This window comes from Anaerorhabdus sp. (assembly GCF_036657415.1).
In the GTDB taxonomy this organism is placed as follows: domain Bacteria; phylum Bacillota_I; class Bacilli_A; order Erysipelotrichales; family Erysipelotrichaceae; genus Anaerorhabdus.
Window position 1 is genome coordinate 13318 of sequence record NZ_JAVXGL010000006.1, and the last position, 22649, is coordinate 35966.

23 protein-coding genes and 1 pseudogene are annotated in these 22649 nt (G+C 31.9%); 20 read left to right on the top strand and 4 right to left on the bottom strand.

The window, feature by feature from the left end:
• The first annotated feature begins 4 nt into the window (after positions 1-4).
• The 6 genes and pseudogenes from RSB60_RS01675 to RSB60_RS01700 all read left to right on the top strand — a co-directional run bounded on the left by RSB60_RS01675 (position 5) and on the right by RSB60_RS01700 (position 4622).
• On the top strand, positions 5-703 hold the full coding sequence (locus tag RSB60_RS01675; RefSeq protein WP_332614183.1) for a hypothetical protein: 699 nt from the start codon (positions 5-7) through the stop codon (positions 701-703).
• Positions 704-890: 187 nt separating this feature from the next.
• A complete protein-coding gene (locus RSB60_RS01680; protein ID WP_332614185.1) occupies positions 891-1076 on the top strand; it encodes a hypothetical protein in 186 nt (61 codons plus the stop codon).
• Positions 1077-1091: 15 nt separating this feature from the next.
• Positions 1092-1322: pseudogene (gene rhuM / locus RSB60_RS01685) on the top strand (RhuM family protein); the annotation flags it as partial.
• A gap of 135 nt (positions 1323-1457) precedes the next feature.
• Positions 1458-1841: a type II toxin-antitoxin system death-on-curing family toxin gene (locus RSB60_RS01690; RefSeq protein ID WP_332614214.1), complete on the top strand. Its 384-nt coding sequence runs from the start codon at positions 1458-1460 to the stop codon at positions 1839-1841.
• Between the two features lie 197 nt (positions 1842-2038).
• Positions 2039-2938 carry a hypothetical protein gene (locus RSB60_RS01695; protein ID WP_332614187.1) on the top strand — a complete coding sequence of 300 codons (900 nt, stop codon included), beginning with the start codon at positions 2039-2041 and terminating at the stop codon, positions 2936-2938.
• Positions 2939-3005: 67 nt separating this feature from the next.
• A complete protein-coding gene (locus RSB60_RS01700) occupies positions 3006-4622 on the top strand; it encodes a bifunctional metallophosphatase/5'-nucleotidase (RefSeq protein WP_332491605.1) in 1617 nt (538 codons plus the stop codon).
• A gap of 81 nt (positions 4623-4703) precedes the next feature.
• Here RSB60_RS01700 and RSB60_RS01705 read toward each other — a convergent pair whose 3' ends face one another.
• Complete coding sequence (locus RSB60_RS01705) at positions 4704-5909, bottom strand: PucR family transcriptional regulator (RefSeq protein WP_332475278.1); 1206 nt, start codon at positions 5907-5909, stop codon at positions 4704-4706.
• A 137-nt stretch (positions 5910-6046) separates the two neighbouring features.
• Between RSB60_RS01705 and RSB60_RS01710 the strand changes: the two genes are divergently transcribed.
• From RSB60_RS01710 to RSB60_RS01765, 12 genes are all read left to right on the top strand, one after another.
• Positions 6047-6796 (top strand): SDR family NAD(P)-dependent oxidoreductase, encoded by a 750-nt coding sequence (locus RSB60_RS01710; RefSeq protein ID WP_323380472.1) that lies wholly within the window; start codon positions 6047-6049, stop codon positions 6794-6796.
• A gap of 9 nt (positions 6797-6805) precedes the next feature.
• Positions 6806-7771: a 2-keto-3-deoxygluconate permease gene (locus tag RSB60_RS01715; protein WP_332475279.1), complete on the top strand. Its 966-nt coding sequence runs from the start codon at positions 6806-6808 to the stop codon at positions 7769-7771.
• A gap of 117 nt (positions 7772-7888) precedes the next feature.
• Complete coding sequence (locus RSB60_RS01720; RefSeq protein WP_332475280.1) at positions 7889-8626, top strand: DUF6612 family protein; 738 nt, start codon at positions 7889-7891, stop codon at positions 8624-8626.
• 117 nt (positions 8627-8743) lie between these two features.
• Positions 8744-9220, top strand: a complete 477-nt coding sequence (bilQ, locus tag RSB60_RS01725; protein WP_323380469.1) for a bilirubin utilization transcriptional regulator BilQ — start codon at positions 8744-8746, stop codon at positions 9218-9220.
• A 47-nt stretch (positions 9221-9267) separates the two neighbouring features.
• On the top strand, positions 9268-9885 hold the full coding sequence (locus tag RSB60_RS01730) for a hypothetical protein (protein ID WP_332475281.1): 618 nt from the start codon (positions 9268-9270) through the stop codon (positions 9883-9885).
• A 174-nt stretch (positions 9886-10059) separates the two neighbouring features.
• Complete coding sequence (locus tag RSB60_RS01735) at positions 10060-12894, top strand: PTS sugar transporter subunit IIA (protein WP_323380467.1); 2835 nt, start codon at positions 10060-10062, stop codon at positions 12892-12894.
• Positions 12895-12941: 47 nt separating this feature from the next.
• The gene (locus tag RSB60_RS01740) at positions 12942-13568 is read left to right on the top strand and encodes a bifunctional 4-hydroxy-2-oxoglutarate aldolase/2-dehydro-3-deoxy-phosphogluconate aldolase (protein WP_332614191.1); all 627 of its coding nucleotides are present in this window, start codon (positions 12942-12944) and stop codon (positions 13566-13568) included.
• Between the two features lie 2 nt (positions 13569-13570).
• Positions 13571-14029: a PTS sugar transporter subunit IIA gene (locus RSB60_RS01745; protein WP_323380465.1), complete on the top strand. Its 459-nt coding sequence runs from the start codon at positions 13571-13573 to the stop codon at positions 14027-14029.
• Positions 14030-14040: 11 nt separating this feature from the next.
• Positions 14041-14319: a PTS sugar transporter subunit IIB gene (locus tag RSB60_RS01750; protein ID WP_323380464.1), complete on the top strand. Its 279-nt coding sequence runs from the start codon at positions 14041-14043 to the stop codon at positions 14317-14319.
• A gap of 21 nt (positions 14320-14340) precedes the next feature.
• Positions 14341-15702 carry a PTS galactitol transporter subunit IIC gene (locus RSB60_RS01755; protein WP_323380463.1) on the top strand — a complete coding sequence of 454 codons (1362 nt, stop codon included), beginning with the start codon at positions 14341-14343 and terminating at the stop codon, positions 15700-15702.
• Positions 15703-15748: 46 nt separating this feature from the next.
• The gene (gene ilvD / locus RSB60_RS01760; RefSeq protein WP_332614194.1) at positions 15749-17386 is read left to right on the top strand and encodes a dihydroxy-acid dehydratase; all 1638 of its coding nucleotides are present in this window, start codon (positions 15749-15751) and stop codon (positions 17384-17386) included.
• On the top strand, positions 17383-18225 hold the full coding sequence (locus RSB60_RS01765) for a Cof-type HAD-IIB family hydrolase (protein WP_332614197.1): 843 nt from the start codon (positions 17383-17385) through the stop codon (positions 18223-18225). The genes ilvD and RSB60_RS01765 overlap by 4 nt, the downstream gene beginning before the upstream one ends.
• 23 nt (positions 18226-18248) lie before the next feature.
• On the opposite strand, the gene RSB60_RS01770 is transcribed toward RSB60_RS01765, so the two are convergent.
• Together RSB60_RS01770 and RSB60_RS01775 are read right to left on the bottom strand one after the other, a co-directional pair.
• Positions 18249-18824, bottom strand: a complete 576-nt coding sequence (locus RSB60_RS01770; RefSeq protein ID WP_332491615.1) for a chromate transporter — start codon at positions 18822-18824, stop codon at positions 18249-18251.
• Positions 18808-19410 carry a chromate transporter gene (locus tag RSB60_RS01775; protein ID WP_323380459.1) on the bottom strand — a complete coding sequence of 201 codons (603 nt, stop codon included), beginning with the start codon at positions 19408-19410 and terminating at the stop codon, positions 18808-18810. Before RSB60_RS01775 ends, RSB60_RS01770 begins: the two co-directional genes overlap by 17 nt.
• Before the next feature lie 107 nt (positions 19411-19517).
• Between RSB60_RS01775 and RSB60_RS01780 the strand changes: the two genes are divergently transcribed.
• A complete protein-coding gene (locus tag RSB60_RS01780) occupies positions 19518-20384 on the top strand; it encodes a LysR family transcriptional regulator (RefSeq protein WP_323380458.1) in 867 nt (288 codons plus the stop codon).
• A gap of 115 nt (positions 20385-20499) precedes the next feature.
• Positions 20500-21879 (top strand): polysaccharide deacetylase family protein, encoded by a 1380-nt coding sequence (locus RSB60_RS01785; RefSeq protein ID WP_332614200.1) that lies wholly within the window; start codon positions 20500-20502, stop codon positions 21877-21879.
• 23 nt (positions 21880-21902) lie between these two features.
• Here the strand turns inward: RSB60_RS01785 and RSB60_RS01790 are convergent, their stop codons facing one another.
• Entirely contained in the window at positions 21903-22622 is a 720-nt protein-coding gene (locus RSB60_RS01790) for an NAD-dependent protein deacylase (RefSeq protein WP_332614202.1), read from the bottom strand.
• Positions 22623-22649: the final 27 nt, after the last annotated feature.

Here is a 22649-nt window from a genome sequence, read left to right on the forward strand (position 1 = left end):
AAATATGTGCACAAGTTTTGTAAAGAAGACAGATGATAATTGTTATATTGCGATGAACTTTGATAATAATGGTATGAAGTATAGAATAAATACTACTAAAAAAGACTGGTTAATAGTATATGTTGAAATGGGTAAAATGAAATATCCTAGTTTTGGTATTCATAAATCAGGAATTTTTTTTAATAATTTGCTAGTTAATGCTTGTGAAAAAGGAAAATATAGAAGAGGAAAAGGTGTTGTACATTCAACAAAGTTTCTTACAGAAATTATTGATAATAAAATATGTGTTGATACTTTAAAACAATATTTAGAGAATATAGAAATTGTAAATGTACCAAATTTTAGTACACATAATATGATCTGTGATATACAAAGTAATGTATGGATTATAGAACCAGGGAGAGGAAATATTTATTCTTCACTTAAACCAAATGAGTTTCAAGTTATGACTAACTTTTCTCTCGTTGATGCTACGAAAAATAAAGAAACTAATTACTGTAAGCGATTTAACAATGTGAATAAGCTTTTGTCAGAGTTGGTGAATATGAATGTACAGAAAACTTTTGAGATATTAAGAGTTGCAAAGCAAAGTGAAGGTGAATGGATAACAGAAATATCGATGGTTTTTGATAAGACTAATGAAACAGTTTATTATTGTGAAAATCAAAATTTCGAAAATATAAAGGAATTTGTTTTTCAATAATATAAACATTAGTTTTTTCAAATCAATGTTGCAACAAGGGATGAGTCTAAATACGGGAGTTTATTCGCCGTCGGGAGCTCCATGCTAATTGAACGAACCTGTGTCAACCACACAGGTTTTTATGTGCCTATAAAGATTTTAGGAAATTGCACTTCTTTTGCGAATAAATGAGTAGAAGGGAGTACAAATGAAAGAAAATAATAGTGTGTTTTTTGAAGATGGAGTGATATCTGTAGAAGTAACTCTAGAACAAGATACAGTATGGTTAAGTTTGGACCAAATTGCAGACTTATTTGAAAGAGATAGAAGTGTAATAGGAAAACATATTAGAAAAATTTTTGCTGAATGCGAACTAGATAGAAATTCAGTATGAGCAAAATTTGCCCATACTGCTCTAGATGGTAAAAGTTACAATATAGATTTTTATAATTTGGATATGATAATTTCAGTAGGATATCGTGTTAAATCAAAAAGAGGTATACTTTTTAGGCAATGGGCAACTAAAATTCTTAAAGAATATACATTAAAAGGTGTTGTATATAATGATAAACGATTAAAACAATTAGAACGCATGCAAGAAATCCAAGTCGATATGATGGAAGGTGTAAAAGGGTTTGATGCTTCAGAAGTATTAAGTGTACTCAATCTTTATTCGCAAGGATTACAGCTATTGGATGATTATGACCATCAAGTGCTTCTGGAAAAGAAGGATCAAGAAACTGCGTGTATTTATCAGCTGTCTTATGAAGAATGCATGGAAGTCATTGAACAATCTCCATTTGATACTCGAGGAGACCTGTTTGGTAAAGAAAGAGATGAATCATTTCAATCAAGTATAAATCAAGTCTATCAAAGTTATGATGGTGTTGAACTTTATCCAACACTTGAAGATAAAGCAGTTAATTTACTCTACTTTATCACAAAGAATCATAGTTTCTATGATGGAAATAAGAGAATAGCAGCCACTATCTTTATTTATTTCTTAATGAAGAATAGACAACTTATTGTAAATAATAGACAAAGGATTAGCAATACTACTTTGGCAACACTGACAGTACTGATTGCATCATCTAAACCTGAAGAAAGAGACAACATATTGGCGTTTTCAAAAGAACTTATCCAGGTTTCAAGTGATTAGTCTAAATGTATGACTTCAAAACCCATAATTACTCCATTAAAATAATGACCTGTATAAAGCACAGGTTTTAATATGCATTCTAATAATAAGAATAACTTCTAGTAAAAGAAAGAAACAGTGACACATCCATTATGAAAGATAACGCTGTAGCTAATGGTCTATGATATAATACCCCTAATAAAAGGTGGAAATTTAAAATGTTAAATCAGAATATTTTGGAACAGATGTCACTAGTTATGGAAAATCAGTTCATAGCGAATACGAACAAAAATATTTTCTGTAACACAAATCAGCTCTCTTTTCAAAAGAACACCATGATAGCATTATTCAAATTCAGGGAATTTATTTGCCAACTTTCTGAAGAGCAAATAGATTATATGGCACATAAATATCAAAATCAATTTTTGGATGAGTTTTATAAAGTTAATCAATACATTTATTTTAACGAAACTTCACAAGAATATATTCGTACTATTTATCTATCACTATTAAATGAACTAGAAGATCTTGATTTGTCATTGGAAAAAATTGAAGATAGACATTACAAACGTATTACAACATTTATTAAAAATAGTAATCCATCAATAGCTCAAATTAATCATAATGATAATAGAATGGCTCAACAATTTGTCTGTGCACAATATTCAGGTAAATTTTTATGTGATTTATTAAATATTAATACGCAAGAAATAAAAGAACCTGTACTCGATATTGGCTGTGGTAATCATGGAAATCTTGTAACCTATCTACGAAGCAAGAATATCAAAGCGTATGGTATTGATAGAGAAACTTCAGCGTATGGATGTACATCAATAGATTGGTTTGCGTTTAATTATGGAAGTATGAAATGGAATACAATTATTTCTAATCTATCCTTCACAAGTCATTTTCTTTATCATCATCTTGAAAACGAAGAAATAGCGAATCGATATGCTTCCACATATATGAACATACTAGCATCACTGAAAAAGCAGGGGCAATGGATCTATGCACCATCTATTCCATTTTTTGAAGAACTTTTACCAAATCATCTTTATCAAGTAGAGAGAACATCCATTCATAAAGATTTTTCAAAAACAGTTATTACAAAATGCTAAATATAAAAGACAACCAGAACAATTTATTTGTATAATAGTTATAAAGAGATACAGGGGGAGAAATTGAATGAAAAGAATAAGCAAAATTTTATTATCAATTGTATTAATCTTTACATTATCATCATGTACTACAAGTTCTTCAAAAAGAACAAAAGACATCGCTATTCTTTATACAGGAGATGTTCATGTGAATTTTGATAGCGCAATTGGCTATGATGGTCTTGCGGCTTTTAAAAATGAGTTAATTGCAGACAATGTCGATGTTATTTTAGTGGATACAGGTGATGCTATTCAAGGGACACCGATTGGCAAGTTATCATCAGGAAGTATTCCAATAGAAGTTATGAATGAATTAGGATATGATGCAATGACATTAGGAAATCATGAATTTGACTATGGACAAGAAGATTTAAAACTTCTTTCTGAACTTGCGACATTTCCGTTTCTGTCAGTGAATTTTGTTGATGTAGTCACGGAACAACCTGTTTATCAACCTTATAAAATTGTGGAAAGAGATGGCATTAAAATTGGATTTATCGGTATTTCAACACCACGAACAATTACATCAAGTACACCAATTTATTTTCAAAATGAGCAGGGAGAGTTTATTTATTCTTTTATGCAAGATGATAGTGGTGAAAAGTTATGGACAACTGTTCAAAATACAGTAGATGCAGTTCGCAAAGAAGGTGTAGATTATGTTGTCGCAATGGCACATTTAGGAATAGATGAATCTACATCACCATATTTATCAACAACGCTAATTGAAAAAACAAGAGGAATTGATGTAGTTTTGGATGGACATTCGCATAGTGTTGTAGAATGTATGCGTGTTAAAAACATGGATGGAGAACGCATCTTGTTGACTTCGACAGGATCAGGATTAGAAAATATAGGTTACTTATTAATTGATAAAAAAGGTAATATATCGACTGGATTAATCGCTGAAGTTGAAGACAAAGATTCAGAAATGACGACCTTTGTCCAAGCTAGAAAAGATGAGTTTGAAAAAATACTCATGAAGCCAGTAAAGGCAATTGAAAATGATCTAGTTATTGAAGATTCTCTTTCAGGTAATCGAATTATTAGAACAACGGAGACAAATCTGGGAGATTTATGCGCGGATGCATTTAAGGAAGCAACAGGTGCACAAATCGCTATTCAAAATGGTGGAGGTATTCGTAAAAATTTAATGCATGGAGAAATTACTTATGGTGATATATTAAATGTTCTGCCTTATGGTAATCAACTCTGTGTAATTGAAGCAACTGGTCAACAAATTTTGGATGCATTAGAGCTAAGTGTATATGCGATTCCTGCTGAATTTGGAGGATTCTTACAAGTGGCAGGTTTAACATTTGAGTATGATAGTAAAGTTCCTACTCCAGTAGTGCGCGATGAAAATAATATGTTTTTGGCAATAGAAGGGGAACGACGTGTAAAAAATGTTAAAGTAAATGGTGAAACAATTGATCCAACTAAAACCTATACAGTAGGTGGTCCTGAATATACGCTACTTCAAAATGGCGATGGCTACGCAATGTTTAATGGAAACAAAGTAATAGCTAGTCAAATTACGATGGACTATGATGCCGTTGTAAACTATTTCAATAATCAGTACGAGGCTATCAAAGATATGTATATGAATCCATCAGGAACAGAAAGAATAATTAAAATACAATAATTTTAGGTATATAAAAATCTACATGTAATAATGTAGATTTTTAATTGCTTTAGAATGCGACGCTAATAAATTTAGATAAAATTAATTATGATCAAGTATTTGAAGAATTTGGCAAGAAAATAATAATTCATTGGTTAATGATTGATCACTTATTTCCATATCTAATAATTCTTTTATTTTTTGTATGCGATAGTTTACAGTATTGCGATGAATAAATAGTAACTCTGCAGTATCTTTTACACTATGATTACATTCAAGATAAATACGTAACGTTTTAATATATTCAGTCTTTTCATTCTTTTCATGTAGATAAAGAGAATATAATTTTTGATTGCAATAATATGTTAGTTGATTGGGTGTAAAATGACTAAATAAATCATATTGTTTAACTCTTTCATAGAAGATGATATGTGATTGATTGGTTAAAAAATTTCGATAGTTAATTGAGGATTTAGCTTCATTTTCAAAAATCTTATAATCGTATAAATCATGAAATGAATCGCTTACTCCCATTACAAGATTTTTCTTTTTGAGATAAGATTCAAGCTTTGTATTAAATGGATTTGTGCTTATATTCTCAATATCACAGAGAATAATAAGTAATTGGTTATTGATAATTAAATGTCCATTTGGAAAGAAAGAAAGTATTTCATTTTTAAAAGTATCCTCATTGGCATTAAAAGAAGTGAAGTTGTTTAAATCAATACAGGCAACTTGAAACTTTGTTTGGATATTTATATGACAACTAGATATACGATCAATAAAATGAAGTTTATTAATAAAACTTTCATTCGATAATTCAAATAAGATTTCCTCTATTTTTGCAGGACGATTAGAATAATCACGATAGTTGTAGGCTATTTCTTTTGCAAGGAGTTCAGAAACAAACTGATAGAGACTTTCATCAACTTCATCTAAACAATCATTTACATCAGTAACATTAAGATAACCCATGAGTTTATTCTTATAGATGAGTTTGAAAAAACGACGTGTATATTTACTAATTTCAGTGACTGTCACACAATCAATTGATTTTGTAGGATCGGTATGTTGATTCCAATTGTTTAAAGTTGCGCCAAACTCAAGAGTAATGAATCCTCTTTTTGTAGCATTAACCCAGGCAATGTCATTCACCGTAAATGTTTTAGAATAGGCGAGGATGTTGTAAGAATTACCGATGATTACAAGGGCATTATTTAAAACATAAGAGGCAAGATTTACCAAATCAGAAAAATCATCACCTCTAAGAGTTGCTTCTACAAGTAATTCTTTTTTACTTTTAACCATAAAGTATCCTCCTGTGCTTACAGCACAAATTATACACTATTTCTTATGCTAGAGTAACATGTTAATAAATTATCAACTGAATTATAATCAACATGTGAAATAAATAGCATAAAATGCGAAATAGAGGAGGATGGTTTATGTTTGATTTTAATAACAAAGTTGCCATTATTACAGGCGCTGCACAAGGTATTGGTAAAGAAACTGCTCGTGGAGTAATTGAAGGTGGAGGAAAAGTAGTAATTTGTGATATTAACGAAGAAATCGGGAATGCAACTAAAAACGAATTTGGTGATTCAGCCTACTTTTATAAGATTGATTTAGGTGATTCTAAAAATATTCGTCAAGTAATTAAGCAAATACTTACAGATATGGACCATGTTGATGTATTAATCAATGTTGGTGGAGTTATTAGTAAGAATTCATTTGAAAACATTTCTGATGAAGAATGGGAAAGAACAATTCGTATTAACTTAACAGGAACATTTACAACGTGTAGTGAAATATTCCCATATTTTAAAGAACAAGGTAAAGGAAGAATTGTAAATATTTCTTCTGTTGCTGGAAAAATAGGTGGTGGTTTGTTAGGTACTGCAGCCTATGCAAGTAGTAAAGCTGGTGTCAATGGTTTGACAAAAGCTATCGCAAAAGAAGGTGGTAAATACGGTATTAGTTGTAATGCTGTTTGTCCATCATTTACCCATACAAGTATGACAACTAGCTTATCTGAGGATGCTGAAAAGAATGCCAAAGTTATTAGTATGATTCCACTAGGACGTGCTGCAGAACCTTCTGAAATTGCACAAATGATTCTATTCTTTGCTTCTGATGCAGCAAGTTTTGTAAATGGTGAAATTGGGGATTGCGACGGCGGGATCGTTCTTGATTAGGTGGCTACTATGAAAAACTTTAAAATACCTAGAATTCCAGGAGATACAATTGTATATCCAATGATTATTGGAGTTCTCTTGAATTCATTTATTCCCCAACTATTAAATATTGGTGGATTCTTTACAAGTGTTAAGAATGGAACAGGAGCATTAGTCGGTGTATTCTTATTCTTTCTTGGTGCAAGTTTAGACATAAAAAGTACACCCAAAGCGATTAAAAAGGGTGCTGTTATTATCGTTACAAAAATTGCGATGGCAATTATAATTGGACTTGGAATTGCCTTTATTTTTAATGATAACTTATTAGGGCTATCTTCACTTGCGGTTATTGGTGGAATATCAGTTGCGAATAATGCATTGTATTCTGGTATTACTGCACAGTTTGGTGATGATAGCGATAAGGGTGCGGTGGCAGTTACTTCATTAAGTGTTGGGCCTACTGTGACAATGATTGTACTAAGTAGTGCCGGTCTTGCAAGTATTTCAATTGGACCAATTATTGGGTCTATTCTTCCACTTATCTTAGGCTTAATTTTAGGAAATGTATTTCCGTTTATGAAAAAAGCATTAGCAAGTTGTGTAACAGGTAGTATCATTGTTGTTGGGTTTGCACTAGGTGCTAATATGAGTCTTATACAATTATTCCAAGGTGGACTATCAGGAATTCTATTAGGGGTAATTACTTCAGTAGTTGTCGGTGCAATCACGATTATCATGGATAAAGTATCTGGTGGAAGTGGTGTTGCTGGTGCGGCAATATCAAGTACTGCAGCAAGCGCAATTGCTAATCCTGCAGCCTTAGCGGAAATAGATCCAGCTTATCTAGTTATTGCGCCAATTGCAACATCACAAATTGCTGCATCCGTTATTATAACTTCATTTTTAACCCCAGCAATCACTGGATTCATTTATAAAAGAAATCAAAAGAAACTAGAAAAAACAACTATTTCTAGTGAAACAGTAATTGCAAAATAAAAGACACTTAAGAGTAGATGACATAAAAGTTGAATCTACTCTTTTCAATAACTTAGAATAAGAAAAGTAGGTTTAAAACTTAAAATCTTGTATAATATGGCTATCTGGAGGAAAGATATGAATAAATTTATAAAAATTGCTTTAACAGCAATACTAGCATTAACTTTAACGGCATGTGGTGAAAAACCAATGACAAAAGAAGAAGCATTTCAATATTATAGTGATGCTCTTGCAAATGTAACAGAAGTGGATTCATACAATTGTGATGTAGAAATGAATTATTTGATTTCAGATGGTTCAAATGAAATCAAGATGGGTATTGGAATGAATCTTATCATTGAAGGACAAACAACAAATGCTCCAAAAGCAATGATGGCAATGGAAACACAAATGTTTGGGATGGATATCACAGGTGAAATATATTATGCAGATGGATATGTTTATACAAACACAATGGGAGAGAAGACAAAGGTATTGGGTTCAATTGATACATTAGAAGAATTTAAGAATACAGCAATTGATATCAAGAACTTTGAAGATATTAAAGTTACTAAGAAAGATGGTATTACAACATTAGAATTTAAGATGAACAATGATCAACTCAATCAAATGCTTGGAGAAAGCATGGGTGATGTTGTAGGTGATGATTCATTAAAGTATACCGATACTAAAATCATAGTTACAATAAATGCTGACAACATGATTAACGATATGGATGTGAGTGTTGCCGCTACTATGAATGATGGAACAACCGAAGCAAATATTACTGTTCAAATGAAAATTGCTTATACTGAATTCAATTCAGCCAAAGTGATTTTGCCAGCAGATTTAGATTCATATACTTTAATAAGCTAAAAGAATTATTTACCTCGCTGTTTAACTTAAATGTGATAAGCGAGGTTTTATTTAAATTACTTACTGATTTATGCTGATTTAAGCGATATAATAATTATGTAAGTGGAGGAGGAAATTATGGATAAAAACTTAGTTTTCTATATGAATGCACTTCGAACAAGTTTTATGCAATATTATAAAGAGAAAATGGATGAAATAGGATTATCAAAAGGTCTTCATTATTTCATAATTGCGATTGGTTCGACATCAAAGTGTTCGCCTAATGAAGTTGCTCAAAGAACAAAAATGGATGCTGGACATACTACAAGATATGTAAATAAATTGGTAGATGCTGGGTATGTGATTAAGGAACCTAATCCTAATGATGGACGTTCTTGTTATTTAAAGCTTACTGATAAAGGATTGAATGCCTACAAACAATCTAAAAATATATTCAAGGATTGGACAGAAAGTATGATGTCAAATTTAACACAGGATGAAAGTGAACAACTCATGATTCTACTATCTAAATTATTTAATGGAAAAGAAAATCAGTTTAATGAACAAATTGATCTTACCTCATATGAAAATCAAGAACTTAGAAATAAAGAATAAAAATATATAAGTTTGAATTACTTTATAAGACCTAAAGGAGCGAAACAATGTTTAAAAAATATCTTGTTACTATTCTTATCATCTGTCTTATGTTAATCTCCGGTTGCACTAAGCAAATGGAAAGAGGGACATTTACGGATGGTGTATATAAGAATACTTCACTAAATTTAAAAATTAGTTTTCCGACAGAATTTGAGAAAACCAATCAAGACACGATGATTTTTAATAATGGCTGTCAGCCCTTGGAAATGGAAGATTGGAAAGCTGCTGTAAAGTCTTGTGAAGCTAAAGGATTGTCTGGTTACATTTGGGATTTAAGTCTTCAAAATAAATCTGGAAGCATATTAACAGGAATCTTGATTGAGGAAATAAAATCATCAAATACAACTCAGGAATTAATAGAACAACAAATAAGTAAAGCAAAGAGTTGGGCTGGCGAAACAGCCTTTATAACTGCTCCCTATGAATTGAAGATTCAAGGGAAAGCATTTCAAGCATTTTCATATATTGCCCCAAATGCCGATAATCCAACAGAAGAGTATTTTGGAATGAATGCAATCCGTATTGAAGGCAATTATGCAATATTAATCACTATCTCAGTGAAATCTGATAATAAAGAAGATTTTAATAACATGATGAAAATTTATACTACCCAAAATAAATAAGATACTCGTTTATGTAAACAGAAAGTACTGTAAGCATAAACGATTTTTTTTACAATTCAACAATATTGAACTTATATAGCAAATAATATATTATCTCATTATCTTTTGAAACTAATATAAATTTCAGCTATAATGGTGAAGATATCAAAACATTGATGCTGGGGATGAGGGCATATGGCGACAAAAAAAGATATATTAAAGTGCATTGAAAGTGAAGATAAAAAAAATCCGTATACTGATGAAATAATAGCGGATATTTTAGATTCTTCACGTGAAATAGTTACAAAGTTAAGAAAAGAGCTTTCAATTCCTGACTCACGTGAACGAAGAAAAAATGAATTATTTAGAATTCTCCAACTTTTGATTGAACAGAATCCAGATGTTTCTAATCGTTCGCTAACAAAGAAATTGAATGATGAACAATTTATTATAGGGAAATATGCAGTACAAAAGATACGTGAACAAATTGAAGGTGGAAATGTTAATCCAAAAGGAAAAAAGACCTATTTTCAAAATGTTGTTGGTGCAAATGGTTCACTTAAAAATGTTATTCAACAAGCAATTGCATCAGTTAGCTATCCGCCATATGGCTTAGATTGTTGTTTAATTGGTAATTATGGTACAGGACGGGCGATGATTGTTCATGAAATGTTTCAATTTGCGAAAAGTCTAGATCGTGTTAAGGAAATGCAACTCTATGAAATTGATTGCATAGACTATTTGGAACGGCCATTAGAATTATTAGCGTGCTTATTTGGGCAAGGTGATGTTCTGGGCGCTATCGAAAATTATAATTCTGGGTTCATCTATATTAAAAATATTCAATTCTTTCCACCGCAGGGATTAGAAACACTCTACCGATATTTGGATAAGAAAGTTTTCACGCGACTAAATGATAATCAGACACAACGTGAAAGTCATGCATTTATTGTGGGAAGCATTAATGCAAAGAACACATCAACAATTGCCAGAGAAATACTTCGTCATTTTCCAATGACTATTGAAATACCAACATTTATTGAGCGACCTCTTCATGAACGAGTAGATTTAATAAAATCATCTTTTATTCATGAAAGTCAAAAAATGGATTTAGATATAACCGTAAGAAGAGATGTTCAACTCGCTTTAGTTAGTCAAGATTATCCAGAAAATATTAAGCAATTACTCGCCGAAATAAAAGTTGCTTGTGCAAAGGCATTTGTTGAAAGTAAATTAAACAACAAAGCTGATTTAACAATTGAAACACGATTTTTAACAGAGGCCTTTTCTACACCAAAATTGACAAATGATAAGGATACTTCCATTTGGATTCGTGGTGATTTAGTTTTTGTGGCGGGAAATGAAAAAGTATACTCTCGTACGAAATTGAATGAAAATTGGGATCATTATACAAAAATAGAGAAGCGATTTACAGAACTCAAAAATGCTGGTATCGATAATGAAGAAGTTGAAAAACTGTTATCCAAGGAAATAGAATACAGTCTCTCTCAGCAAATAAGAGATGTTCAAAAGAGTAAACTTTCGCGAGAAGAAATATCAATGATTGCCGGTGAAGAAATATTGAATTTATCGCAATCAATTTATGATAAAGCAAAATTAGATTTGCCATATTTAGATCAATCAATAGTTTTTCCATTAGCAGTGCATCTTAAAATGTTAAAAGATAGAAGACAATATTCTAAAAATACTTTAACTTCTGAGTTAAATGAAATTAAACAAAATTGTCCTAAAGAATTCTTAATAGCAAAGAATATACTTGATAATGTGTCGCGTAAATTTAAACTTCCATATCTACAAGATGAAGTAGGTTATCTTGCAATTTATTTTCAAAAATTTCAAAGTAATTATAATGCTGACTCAAAAAAAATTGCGGTTCTTGTTGTTTCGCATGGTCATGTAGCAAGTGCAATGGCTGAAGCTGCAAATGTAATTATGGGTGAAAATCATGCTCATGCATTAGATCTTGAATATGAAGATACGCCACGCATTATGTGTGATAAAGTGATTTCAAAAGTAAAGCAAATTGATGAAGGAAAAGGAACTATTATTTTAGCTGATATGGGTTCATTACTTCAGGTTCGTGCTAAGATTGAGCAAGCGCTAAATATTCATGTAGGTGTTTTAGGTAGAACAGATACATTATTAGTTATTGAATGTATTCGAAAAACTTTATGGACACAAGATAGTTTAGATGAGATTATACGTTCAATTGATTCAAAAGAAACAATGAATACATATGAGAATCAAAATATTCAACATGAACGTCCACCAGCAATTATTACATGCTGTATTACAGGCGAAGGCGCTGCAATTCATCTAGAAAATTATTTGCGTCAACAATTTGAAACTGTCTTTAGAAATATTGTTTGGATTCATGTTGGCTATATTGAGCAAGCATTAATAAAGAATCGATTAGGGGAAATCAGCAAAGATTATGATGTGCTTGCTTGTGTAGGAACACTAAATCCAAATTTAATTGATATTCCATTCTTTACAGCAGAAGAAGTTTATCAAAGTGAAGGATTGAAAAGATTAAAACAATCACTTATGAATAGTACAAACCTTTTTAATCCACTTGAAGAGGTCTTGAATGATAACTGTATTTTAATTGAGAAGAAGTTAAATACAAAAGAAGAAGTACTTGATAAAATTGTTCATCAATTGATAAAAGAGAGTTACGTAACTTCAGATTTCCTTTTGAGTGTTTATAAAAGAGAAGCTTTTTTGCCAACATATTTAAAAGGTGGACTTGCAATTCCTCATGGAGAGACACAATATATTACAAAATCAGTCATTCATATCACAAAATTAGACAAACCAATTTGTTGGGATGGTGAAAATATGGTTGATTTCATATTCATGATTGCCATTGATGAAGACCATAGAATGGCTTTTGAAGAGCTATTTCAAAGGGTTAGAGAGCCTGCATTCATTGATTTGTTGAAGTCAGCAAAGACATCAAAAGAAATTTTGAGTAAATTTTTAGATAATACAGTATTAGACAAATAAAATCCTTCTAACGCCACTATACTAGTAAGCGTAGGAGGATTTTATTTATGATACAAGGACAAAACTTTCCTCAAGTTACAGTTATACTACGTGGTTACAATTATGAAAGCGTACGGTCTGTTGTAAGTGCAATGGTAGGAACTAAACTAAGGTCAGTAGAAATTACAATGAATTCTAAAGACGCAATTGAGACAATCAAAAAAATTGCGAATGAATTTAAAGATGAAATTCTTGTAGGTGCAGGAACTGTATTAACTTATGATCAAGCAATGGAGTGTATACAAGCAGGAGTGCAATTTATTCTATCGCCAGTCGTCTTAAGTAAAGACATTCTTGATTTGTGCAAGGAGCATCAAGTTATTTCTGTTCCAGGTGCATTTAGTCCTTCAGAAATTTGGAAATCGTTTGTTGATGGAGCTGATATTGTAAAAGTTTTTCCTGCCGCTCGATTAGATAAGAAGTATTTTCAAGATATTCAAGCTCCATTGGGTAAACTACCATTAATGATTGTGGGAGGTATTAATGGAGACAATGTACAAGAGTACTTTGATGCAGGAGTAAGTTATGCAGGGATTGGTTCAGGAATTTTCAATAAGCAAGACATTGTTAATTGTGATGAACTTGCATTAAAAAAATCGATTGAAGAATTTGAAACAAAAGTAAAGTGGGGATAAATATGGAAACTAATTTTAATGAAACACAAGTTCTTGTCATTGAAGATACATTAGCTAAAGAAGAAGTATTAGAAAAAATGGCAAATGTGTTAAAAGAAAAGGGATTTGTGAAGGATAGTTATTTATCCGCAATTTTAGAAAGAGAAAAGATATATCCGACAGGGTTAGAAAATGAATCTATTCATGTTGCAATTCCACATTGTGATATTGCAAACGTAAATCATGCAGCACTATGTGTAGGAGTGCTTAAACAACCAATTAAATTTGCGAAAATGGATGATCCTGATACGAATATTGATGTGTCATTAATTATTATGATGGCACTCACTGAACCTCACGGACATATTGAAATGCTACAAAAAATTATCGCATTGATTCAAGATCAAGAATTACTTGAAAAAGTAATCACAGCTACAGAGCCTTCTGTAGTGTATGACTTAACGAAAGACAAACTACTATAGGAGGTAGAAAAATGAAAAGAATTTTAATAGCTTGTGGAAATGGAGTTGCAACATCAACAGTTGTAGCTACAAAAATCAGAGAGAAATGTGCTGATGAAGGATTAGATGTAAACGTAATTCAATGTAAATTACTAGAAGTAGAATCAAAAGTTGAAGATTTCGATTTGCTTGTAACAACTGGAAAATATTCAAATGATTCAATTTCAATTCCTATTGTGGGAGCAATTTCATTATTAACAGGAATTAATGAAGAAGAAACATTAGATAAAATTGTTAGTTATTTAAAATAGAAAATTAAGAGGAGATAGACTATGCAAGGAATATTAGATTTAATCTATGCTGGTTTCCAGACAATATTAAATGCTGGGTCACTAGTAATGCTTCCAATTATCATTACTTTAATTGGACTTGTATTTGGAGTTAAATTTTCAAAGGCATTTAAATCAGGGGTTACTATTGCGATTGGATTTGCAGGTATCAATTTAGTAGTAAATTTATTGAAAAGTAATATTGGTCCTGCTGCACAAGCAATGGTCCAAAACTTTGGTATTAATTTAGATATTATTGATGTAGGTTGGGGTGCAATTGCCTCAGTTACATGGGCATCACCAATTATTGCGATTCTTGTCTTTGAAATTTTATTCATTAATATTGTGATGTTAACATTAAAGTTAACAGATACAATGGATGTGGATATTTGGAATTATCATCATATGGCTATTGTAGGTATTATGACTTACTTTGTTACAAATAATGTATTCTTAGCGATGGGTGCAACAGCAGTAATGGCATTGGTTACATTTAAATTTTCTGATTGGACAGCACCACTCGTTGAAAAATATTTTGGAATTCCAGATGTATCGTTACCAACAGTTTCAGCAGTTTCATCTGTAATTATAGCAGCACCTATGAACTGGCTATTAGATCGTATTCCAGTCATTAATAAAATTGATTTCTCTGTTTCAAGTGCTAAGAAATATTTAGGATTCTTTGGTGAACCAATGATGCTTGGAATTATTCTTGGTGTTGGTATTGGTTTGCTTGCGAAATATGATTTAGCACAATCATTTAACTTAGGTGTTAATATGGCTGCTGTAATGGTATTGATTCCAAAGATGACTTCATTGTTTATGGAAGGTTTAATGCCTATTTCTGAAGCAGCAAAAAAATTCTGTCAAAAAAGATTCAAAGGAAGAAAATTACTTATTGGGTTAGATGCAGCAGTTATTGTTGGTAATGAAAATGTTATCACTACTTCATTAATCTTAACTCCGCTTGTAATTGCATTAGCAGTAATTCTTCCAGGGAATAGAGTACTACCATTTGCGGATTTAGCAGTATTAACATTCCGTGTAGCGCTTGTTGTAGCAATTTGTAAGGGTAACTTATTTAGAAGCATCATTATTGGTTTAGTAACAATGGCAGCAGTTTTATTGGCTGGAACTATTACTTCACCAGTATTAACTGCCCTTGCAACATCTGTTGGTCTACAATTTGACGGTGGTATTGCATCATTTGCAGCAACAAGTTTAACTCAAAGTTTCTTGGTATTTGAAGCATTTGTAACGAATCCATTGATATTTGTACCATTATTATTGGCAGTCTTTGGTGTAGTATGGTTCTTCATAGAAAAGAAAAAGAAAACAACTGTTGTAGAAGAAACTGTAGAATAAGGCAAAGAGGATGAAAGTCCTCTTTATCATTTAGAAAGAGGGAAATATGAAAAGAGCAATTGATAAATTAGAACCATTTCAACGTGCAATATCAAAAGCACATTTAGCATCTGCCGGAGTGTCAATGGATGCTTTGGATAAAAAACCATTAATTGCGATTGCAAATAGTTGGAATGAAGTATGTCCTGGACATGAACCATTAAGAAAACTTGCGGAAGAAGTAAAAAAAGGTGTTTTAGAAGCAGGTGGGGAACCAATTGAATTTAATACGATTGCGATGTGTGATGGAATTGCGCAAGGACATGCAGGAATGCGTTATTGTTTGCCTCATCGTGAAATTATAACAGATTCATGTGAAGCAATGATTCTTGGAGAAGGAGTGTTTGATGGGGTTGTTTTTCTCGCATCATGCGATAAAATTATCCCTGCTATGTTAAATGCTGCTGCCCGCATTAATTTACCTAGTATTATAGTAACCAGTGGTCCTTGTTATGCAGAAATTAAACCGAGTGAATCAAAAGATTTACGCCAAAAATTTCTACGAGGCGAAATTACTGAACGCGATGTTATTGAAGGAACGTTGAAGTATTATACAGGTCCTGGGATATGTCCGTTTTTGGGTACTGCTAATACCATGGGATGTTTGTGTGAAGGACTTGGAATGATGCTTCCTTATGGTGCTTTATATCCAAGTAGTACAAGTATGCGTCGTTTTAGTGCAAGAGACAGTGGAATTCATTTAATGAAGTTAGTTGAAAAAGAAATTACTCCAAGTATGATAATGACTAAAGAAGCAATGGGAAATGCTGTTACTTTACTTAGTGCAATTGGAGGATCTTTAAATGCTTTGATTCATTTACCAGCATTAGCCCACGAACTAGGTTTTACACTTGAATGGGATGATATTGCTAAAGTAACTAGTGCAACACCAGTAATCTGTAATATTGTTCCTAATGGTGATTTAACTTGTGTTGATTTGTATAAAGCGGGTGGAATTCCGGCGGTATTGAAGCAAATTGAATCACGATTAAATCAAGATGTATTGACAGTAACAACAAAAACATTAAGAGAAGAATTGAATAAATCTATTCAAATTGATGAAACAATAATTAGAAAAATGGAAGATGAAAAATCAATTGTAAATGGTATTCAGGTTTTATATGGTAATTTAGCACCTCAGGGTGCACTTGTTAAAACAAGTGCAGTTCCACAAGAACTTCATATTTTTACCGGCTCTGCAAAAGTATTTAATTCTGAAGATGAATGTTATGAGGCATTCAATAAAAAGTTGATTCATCAAGGGGATGCTGTAGTTGTTCGTTATGAAGGTCCAAAAGGTGGACCAGGAATGAAGGAGTTGCATCGTATTACAGAAATTATGAAATCAATTCCTAATAGCGGAATTATTACAGATGGCCGTTTCTCTGGCGCATCTGGAGGATTAAGCATAGGTTATTTATGTCCCGAAGCTGCGGAATGTGGTCCTATTGCACTTGTTCAAGATGGTGACATTATTCATGTGGATTTGAGTAAAAACTTAATTGAACTTCAAATATCTGAAGATGAGTTTATCAAACGCAAAAAAGAATTTGTTTTACTTCATAGAGATGATGATAAAGGATTATTAGGACGGTATGCAAAACTTGTGAGTTCAGCAAAATTAGGAGCAGTCTTGAAACAATGATAAAGACAATAGTTTCTGATTTAGATGGAACATTTTTAACAGATGATAAACAAATTACAAGTAAGAATGAAGCATTGTTAGAAGCATGCAATGAATTAGGTCTTTATTTTATTCCAGCATCAGGGAGATTATTTTCAAGTATTAGTGAGCACATTCTAAAACAAGAATGTGTTCACTATGCAATTTGTGGTAATGGTTCAACGATTTATGATGTGAAGAAAAACGAGGAAATTTATTTTTGTGGAATTGATAAATCTTTAGTACTAAAACTTTATCAAGAATGCCAATATATTGATGCAACCTTTGATATATTTTCAGATAATCATATTTATAGTGAAGCAAATATGATGAATCGTTTAAATGATTTTGGTTTGGATGAATATACATATGAGTATGTAAAAAAAAGTCGTACCTCTATCCATGAAGATTTTAAAATTTTTATTTTGAAACTTAAAAAGATTGATCGATTAAATATGTTTTATAAATCTGAAAAAGATCGCTTAATTTTATTAGAAATTATAAAAAAACATCCTGAGTTATCTGTAAGTACATCTCTAAAAACAAACTTAGAAATTATGAATGTTTTTGCTTCAAAAGGAAATGCTTTACAATGGTTATGCCAAAATAGAGATATTGATGACAAATCTACAATTGCATTTGGTGATGCGAATAATGATATTTCATTATTTCAAGTAGCTAGATATAAAGTGGCTATGTCGAATGCTTGTGTTGAATTAAAAATCATTGCTGACTATGTAACATGTACAAATAATGAGTCAGGGGTAGCTCACTTCTTCGAAGAAAATAAACAGGAGTATGAAATTAAAAAACGCACATAAGATGATTTGTGCGTTTTTGTATATTAGCGAATAAGTGTTGGTAAATAAAGTAGGGTACCAATGATACCTGTACCAAAAATAATGGTGATGGCATTGAATTTGTATTTTCTTAATAAGAAGAAAGCTCCAATAAATAAGATGAATTCAATTGGTCTAAAATTATTTAACTGTATGCCTTGTAAGTTTGTGTTGAACAAACCTAATACTAGTATTGATAAGCCGGCAGAAGCAATCATTGCGACAACAGCAGGACGAAGGGCGGATAATACAAGTTGTACACCACTGAAATTACGATATTTATAATAGAAGTGAGCAAGTAGTAGGCAAATGATAAATGCGGGAATGATACATGCAAGAGTACATATAATAGCACCTATAGGACCAGCTAATTGCGTTCCAACAAAAGTAGCAGAATTAATTGAAATAGGCCCAGGTGTCATTTCGGCAATAGTGATTAAATCAGTGAATTCAGCCATGGTCATAAGCTTATGAACAATGACAATTTGATTTTGGATAAGCGGTATTGCTGCATATCCTCCTCCAACAGAGAACAAACCAACTTGGATAAAACTAAAGAATAATTTAAGCAGCATTGTCATTGATTGCACCTTCTTTCCCTTTATTAAGATACAGCGTGATGACTAAATCTAATAAACCAATAATTAAACAAGTTAGAATAATTACCATTGCACTGATGTTCAATACAACGGCACAAAAGAATGCGGTTATCATTAACCCAATATAAAGCACACGTTTTGTTGCGACTACATTCTTGGCAAGATTGTAAACAACATCAAAGATAACAGCAGCAACACCAGCACGCATGACTTGTAGTGCAGTTGCGATGTAAATATTGGATCTGAATTGTTCATAAAAGACAGCAATAATTGAGATGATAATCATTGGTGGGATAATTGTACCTAGCACTGCAACAAGTGAACCAACGATTCCTCCCATACGATATCCAAGAATTACGGATGCATTGACGGGAATTGGTCCTGGTGATGATTGGGCAATTGCAGTTACATCAAGCATTTCATCTTCTTCTAACCAATTTAGCTTTTCGCAAAATTCTTTTTTCATTAATGACACAATGACAAATCCACCACCAAATGTGCATGCACTCAACATAAATGTTGATTTGAAGAGTTGCCAAAGCATTTTTTTATTGTGTTCTTTTTTCATTTATATTCCCCCTTTAAAATCAAACAATAAAAGCATATCATGGGGTAATTATAATAACAAATTATGATATGTTATAATATATAAGGAAAAATTATAAGAGGTGCATAATGTTAGATCAAAAGATAGAGACGTTTCTTAGTGTTGTTAAATATGGTAGTTATACAGCTGCCGCCAAAGCGTTACATATGACACAACCTGCAGTAACCCAACATATTCATAAATTAGAAGAATTTTATGGGTGTCAGTTGATTGATAGTAAGAGGCGCGCAATTAGACTTACGGAAGAAGGAAAACTTCTTTATCAATATTTGAGTCTTCAACAAGCTAATAGCCAAGAATTTTCATTATTATTGAGAAATACAATTAAACCTTTATGTGTAGGAGCAACATTATCAATTGCTGATTATTATTTACCACAATTATTGGTAAAGGAAGTATTGAATAAAGAAGAACGTTTACGTGTATTAGTTAGTAATACAAGCGAACTAATTAAGAAATTGCATAATGATGAAATTGATTGTGCATTTGTCGAAGGTTTGTTTGATACCTCTTTTGTAGAGACTAAAACATTTTTAGATGCTCAATTTATTCCAGTGGTTGCGAAAAATCATCCATTAGCGAATAAGAAAGTAACACTTAAGGAAATTCATGAGTATCCATTAATTCTAAGGGAACCTTATTCAGGAACGCGCCAAATCTTAGAAGGTTGGCTAAAAGAAAGAAATGATAGTATTTTGTCATTTTCTCAAACAATTGAGTTAGGAAGTTTTATACTTATCAAAGAATGTATCGCACAGTCTCAAGCAATCACATTTGTTTATAAGGGAGTAGTAGAAAAAGAGTTAGAACGTGGTGAATTAGCAACGTTTAGCTTAGAACATTTAGATATTATTCATTCTTTGTTATTTATTTACCGAAAGGGTGATCCGCGTTGTAAACAGTTTGAATCGTTTTTTTATTCACTGATTGAGTAATGATACCTAAAGATTTCTTTAAAAAGAACCTTTATTAAGAAAAACGGGCAAAGTACTTAATACTTTATGTTATCATGTAGGAGGTTAAATATATTTACTTAGATTTGAGGTTGTTATGATTACGAAAAAAACGATAAAAAAGAAAAAAGTTGCAATTATAGTAATTATGTTTGCAATATTATGTGGGATTTCCGCAAGTATTCTGTTAGCTATGAATTATGTACCAGAATATTTGTTGGAAGTAAAAGATCACAAAGAAGAAAATGTTAAACTTGATGCTTTTAAAAAAGTATCGAATCATTTATCTATAATGGTCTACTATCCTAAAATAGATAATGAGCTGGGAAATACAATCAAAGAAGTGTCAGAAAAATTATATAATCAAGTGCTAGAAGATGAAGCAGATAGTGAAGCTAAGAAAATCTTAGTTCGTGTCGACTATACATTACTTCCGATTACTGAAGAGTTAATAAATTATCGCTTTGAGATTACAAAACTAGTAGATGGTATAGAATCTACTGAGACTGAATCGCTTTGGATTAATAAGAATGATGGAAATCTTATCGATACTTCATTAATTTATGATGATATCGCACTACGGCTTATGACCCAAAGTTTGAGAACTCAATGTAAACAAGATGTAGATTTGCAAGATGTTGCTTATACTAAAGAATTTCTAGAAAAAACAGATAAAAATGGGCAATTGTTTACTAATTTTACATTAGATGGTAATACACTTGTTTATAAAATTGAAAATCTTGCCCCAAAAGTAATTGAATTTCGCTTAGACTTAACGACAATTGCATCGCATATCAATATTTATTTTGGTGTTGATCAAAGTATTCCAGACCCTGTTGTGTATATTCCAAATCGATATGTAGATCCTAATCGTCCAATGGTAGCATTAACCTTTGACGACGGGCCTCATATTACAAATACACCACAAATTTTGGAAGTATTAAGGCGTTATGATAGTGCAGCAACATTCTTTGTGGTGGGCAATCGCATTACAACAAAGGGAAGTGCAGTTATTCTTGATGAAATTGAATCTGGTAGCCAGGTTGCAAGCCATTCTTATAGTCATCCAAATATGGCGAAAATGAAAAATCTTGATGAACAATTCTATTTAACTTCTCAAAAAGTATACGAAGATGTAAGTCAATGGTGTTATCAAGTTACTGCCTTTAGACCACCTTATGGTGCAATAAGTAAGCGGATGCGTGAGACATCACCATATCCATTTATCATGTGGAGTATTGATACACTGGATTGGAAAACAAGAGATGTTCAAAGTACAATAAATGAAACAATGAACAATGCTAAAGATGGTGATATTATACTATTACATGATATTCATGCTGAATCAAAAGATGCAGCTATTCAAATAATACCAATGCTAATTGAAAAGGGATTCCAAGTAGTCACAGTGAATGAAATGATGAGTGCTAAAGGAATTCAGATGGAAAATGGTAAATCATATTCAAGGGCAAGATAAAAAGACCGTAAGGTCTTTTTATCTTATAATTTAATTTGTGAAAAGATATTTCCTAGGGAATCATGAATACATAAATCAGCCTGATTATCAAAAGGGGTAGTTGTTTTATTGAGAAGAACTAGACTATTTCCCTTGAAATAACGAATAAATCCAGCGGCAGGATAAACCGATAATGATGTTCCACAAACAAGTAGTAAATCAGCAGAAGTAATAAGATTTAATGCATCATCAATGACAGCTTCATCAAGCGCCTCTTCATATAAAGTAACATCAGGTTTGATTATTCCACCACAGTTGCAAAGGGGAATGGATTCAGTATTAATAATATCTTTAATTGAATGGGTTTTATGACATATCATACAAGTATTTCGATATACAGAACCATGAAGTTCACATACGTGTTTTGAACCCGCTAATTGATGTAAACCATCAATATTTTGGGTGATTACACCAAGGCATTTACCTTTTGCTTCTAAATCAGCGATAAATTTATGTGCAGTGTTTGGCTTTGCGTCAAGATACAACATATTTTTGCGGTAAAATCTGTAGAAATCATCAGGGTTGTTTATAAAGAAGGTATGGCTTAAAATAGTTTCAGGTGGAATTTTACTAGCTTGTTGATAGAGACCATCAGCACTTCGAAAATCAGGGATATTACTCTCTGTAGAAATTCCAGCACCTGTAAAAAATACAATTTTATGACTAGAGTCGATTAAAGTTTGAAGTTGATTAATTTCATTCATTGTGAGTTCCTCTAGCTTTATTATAGT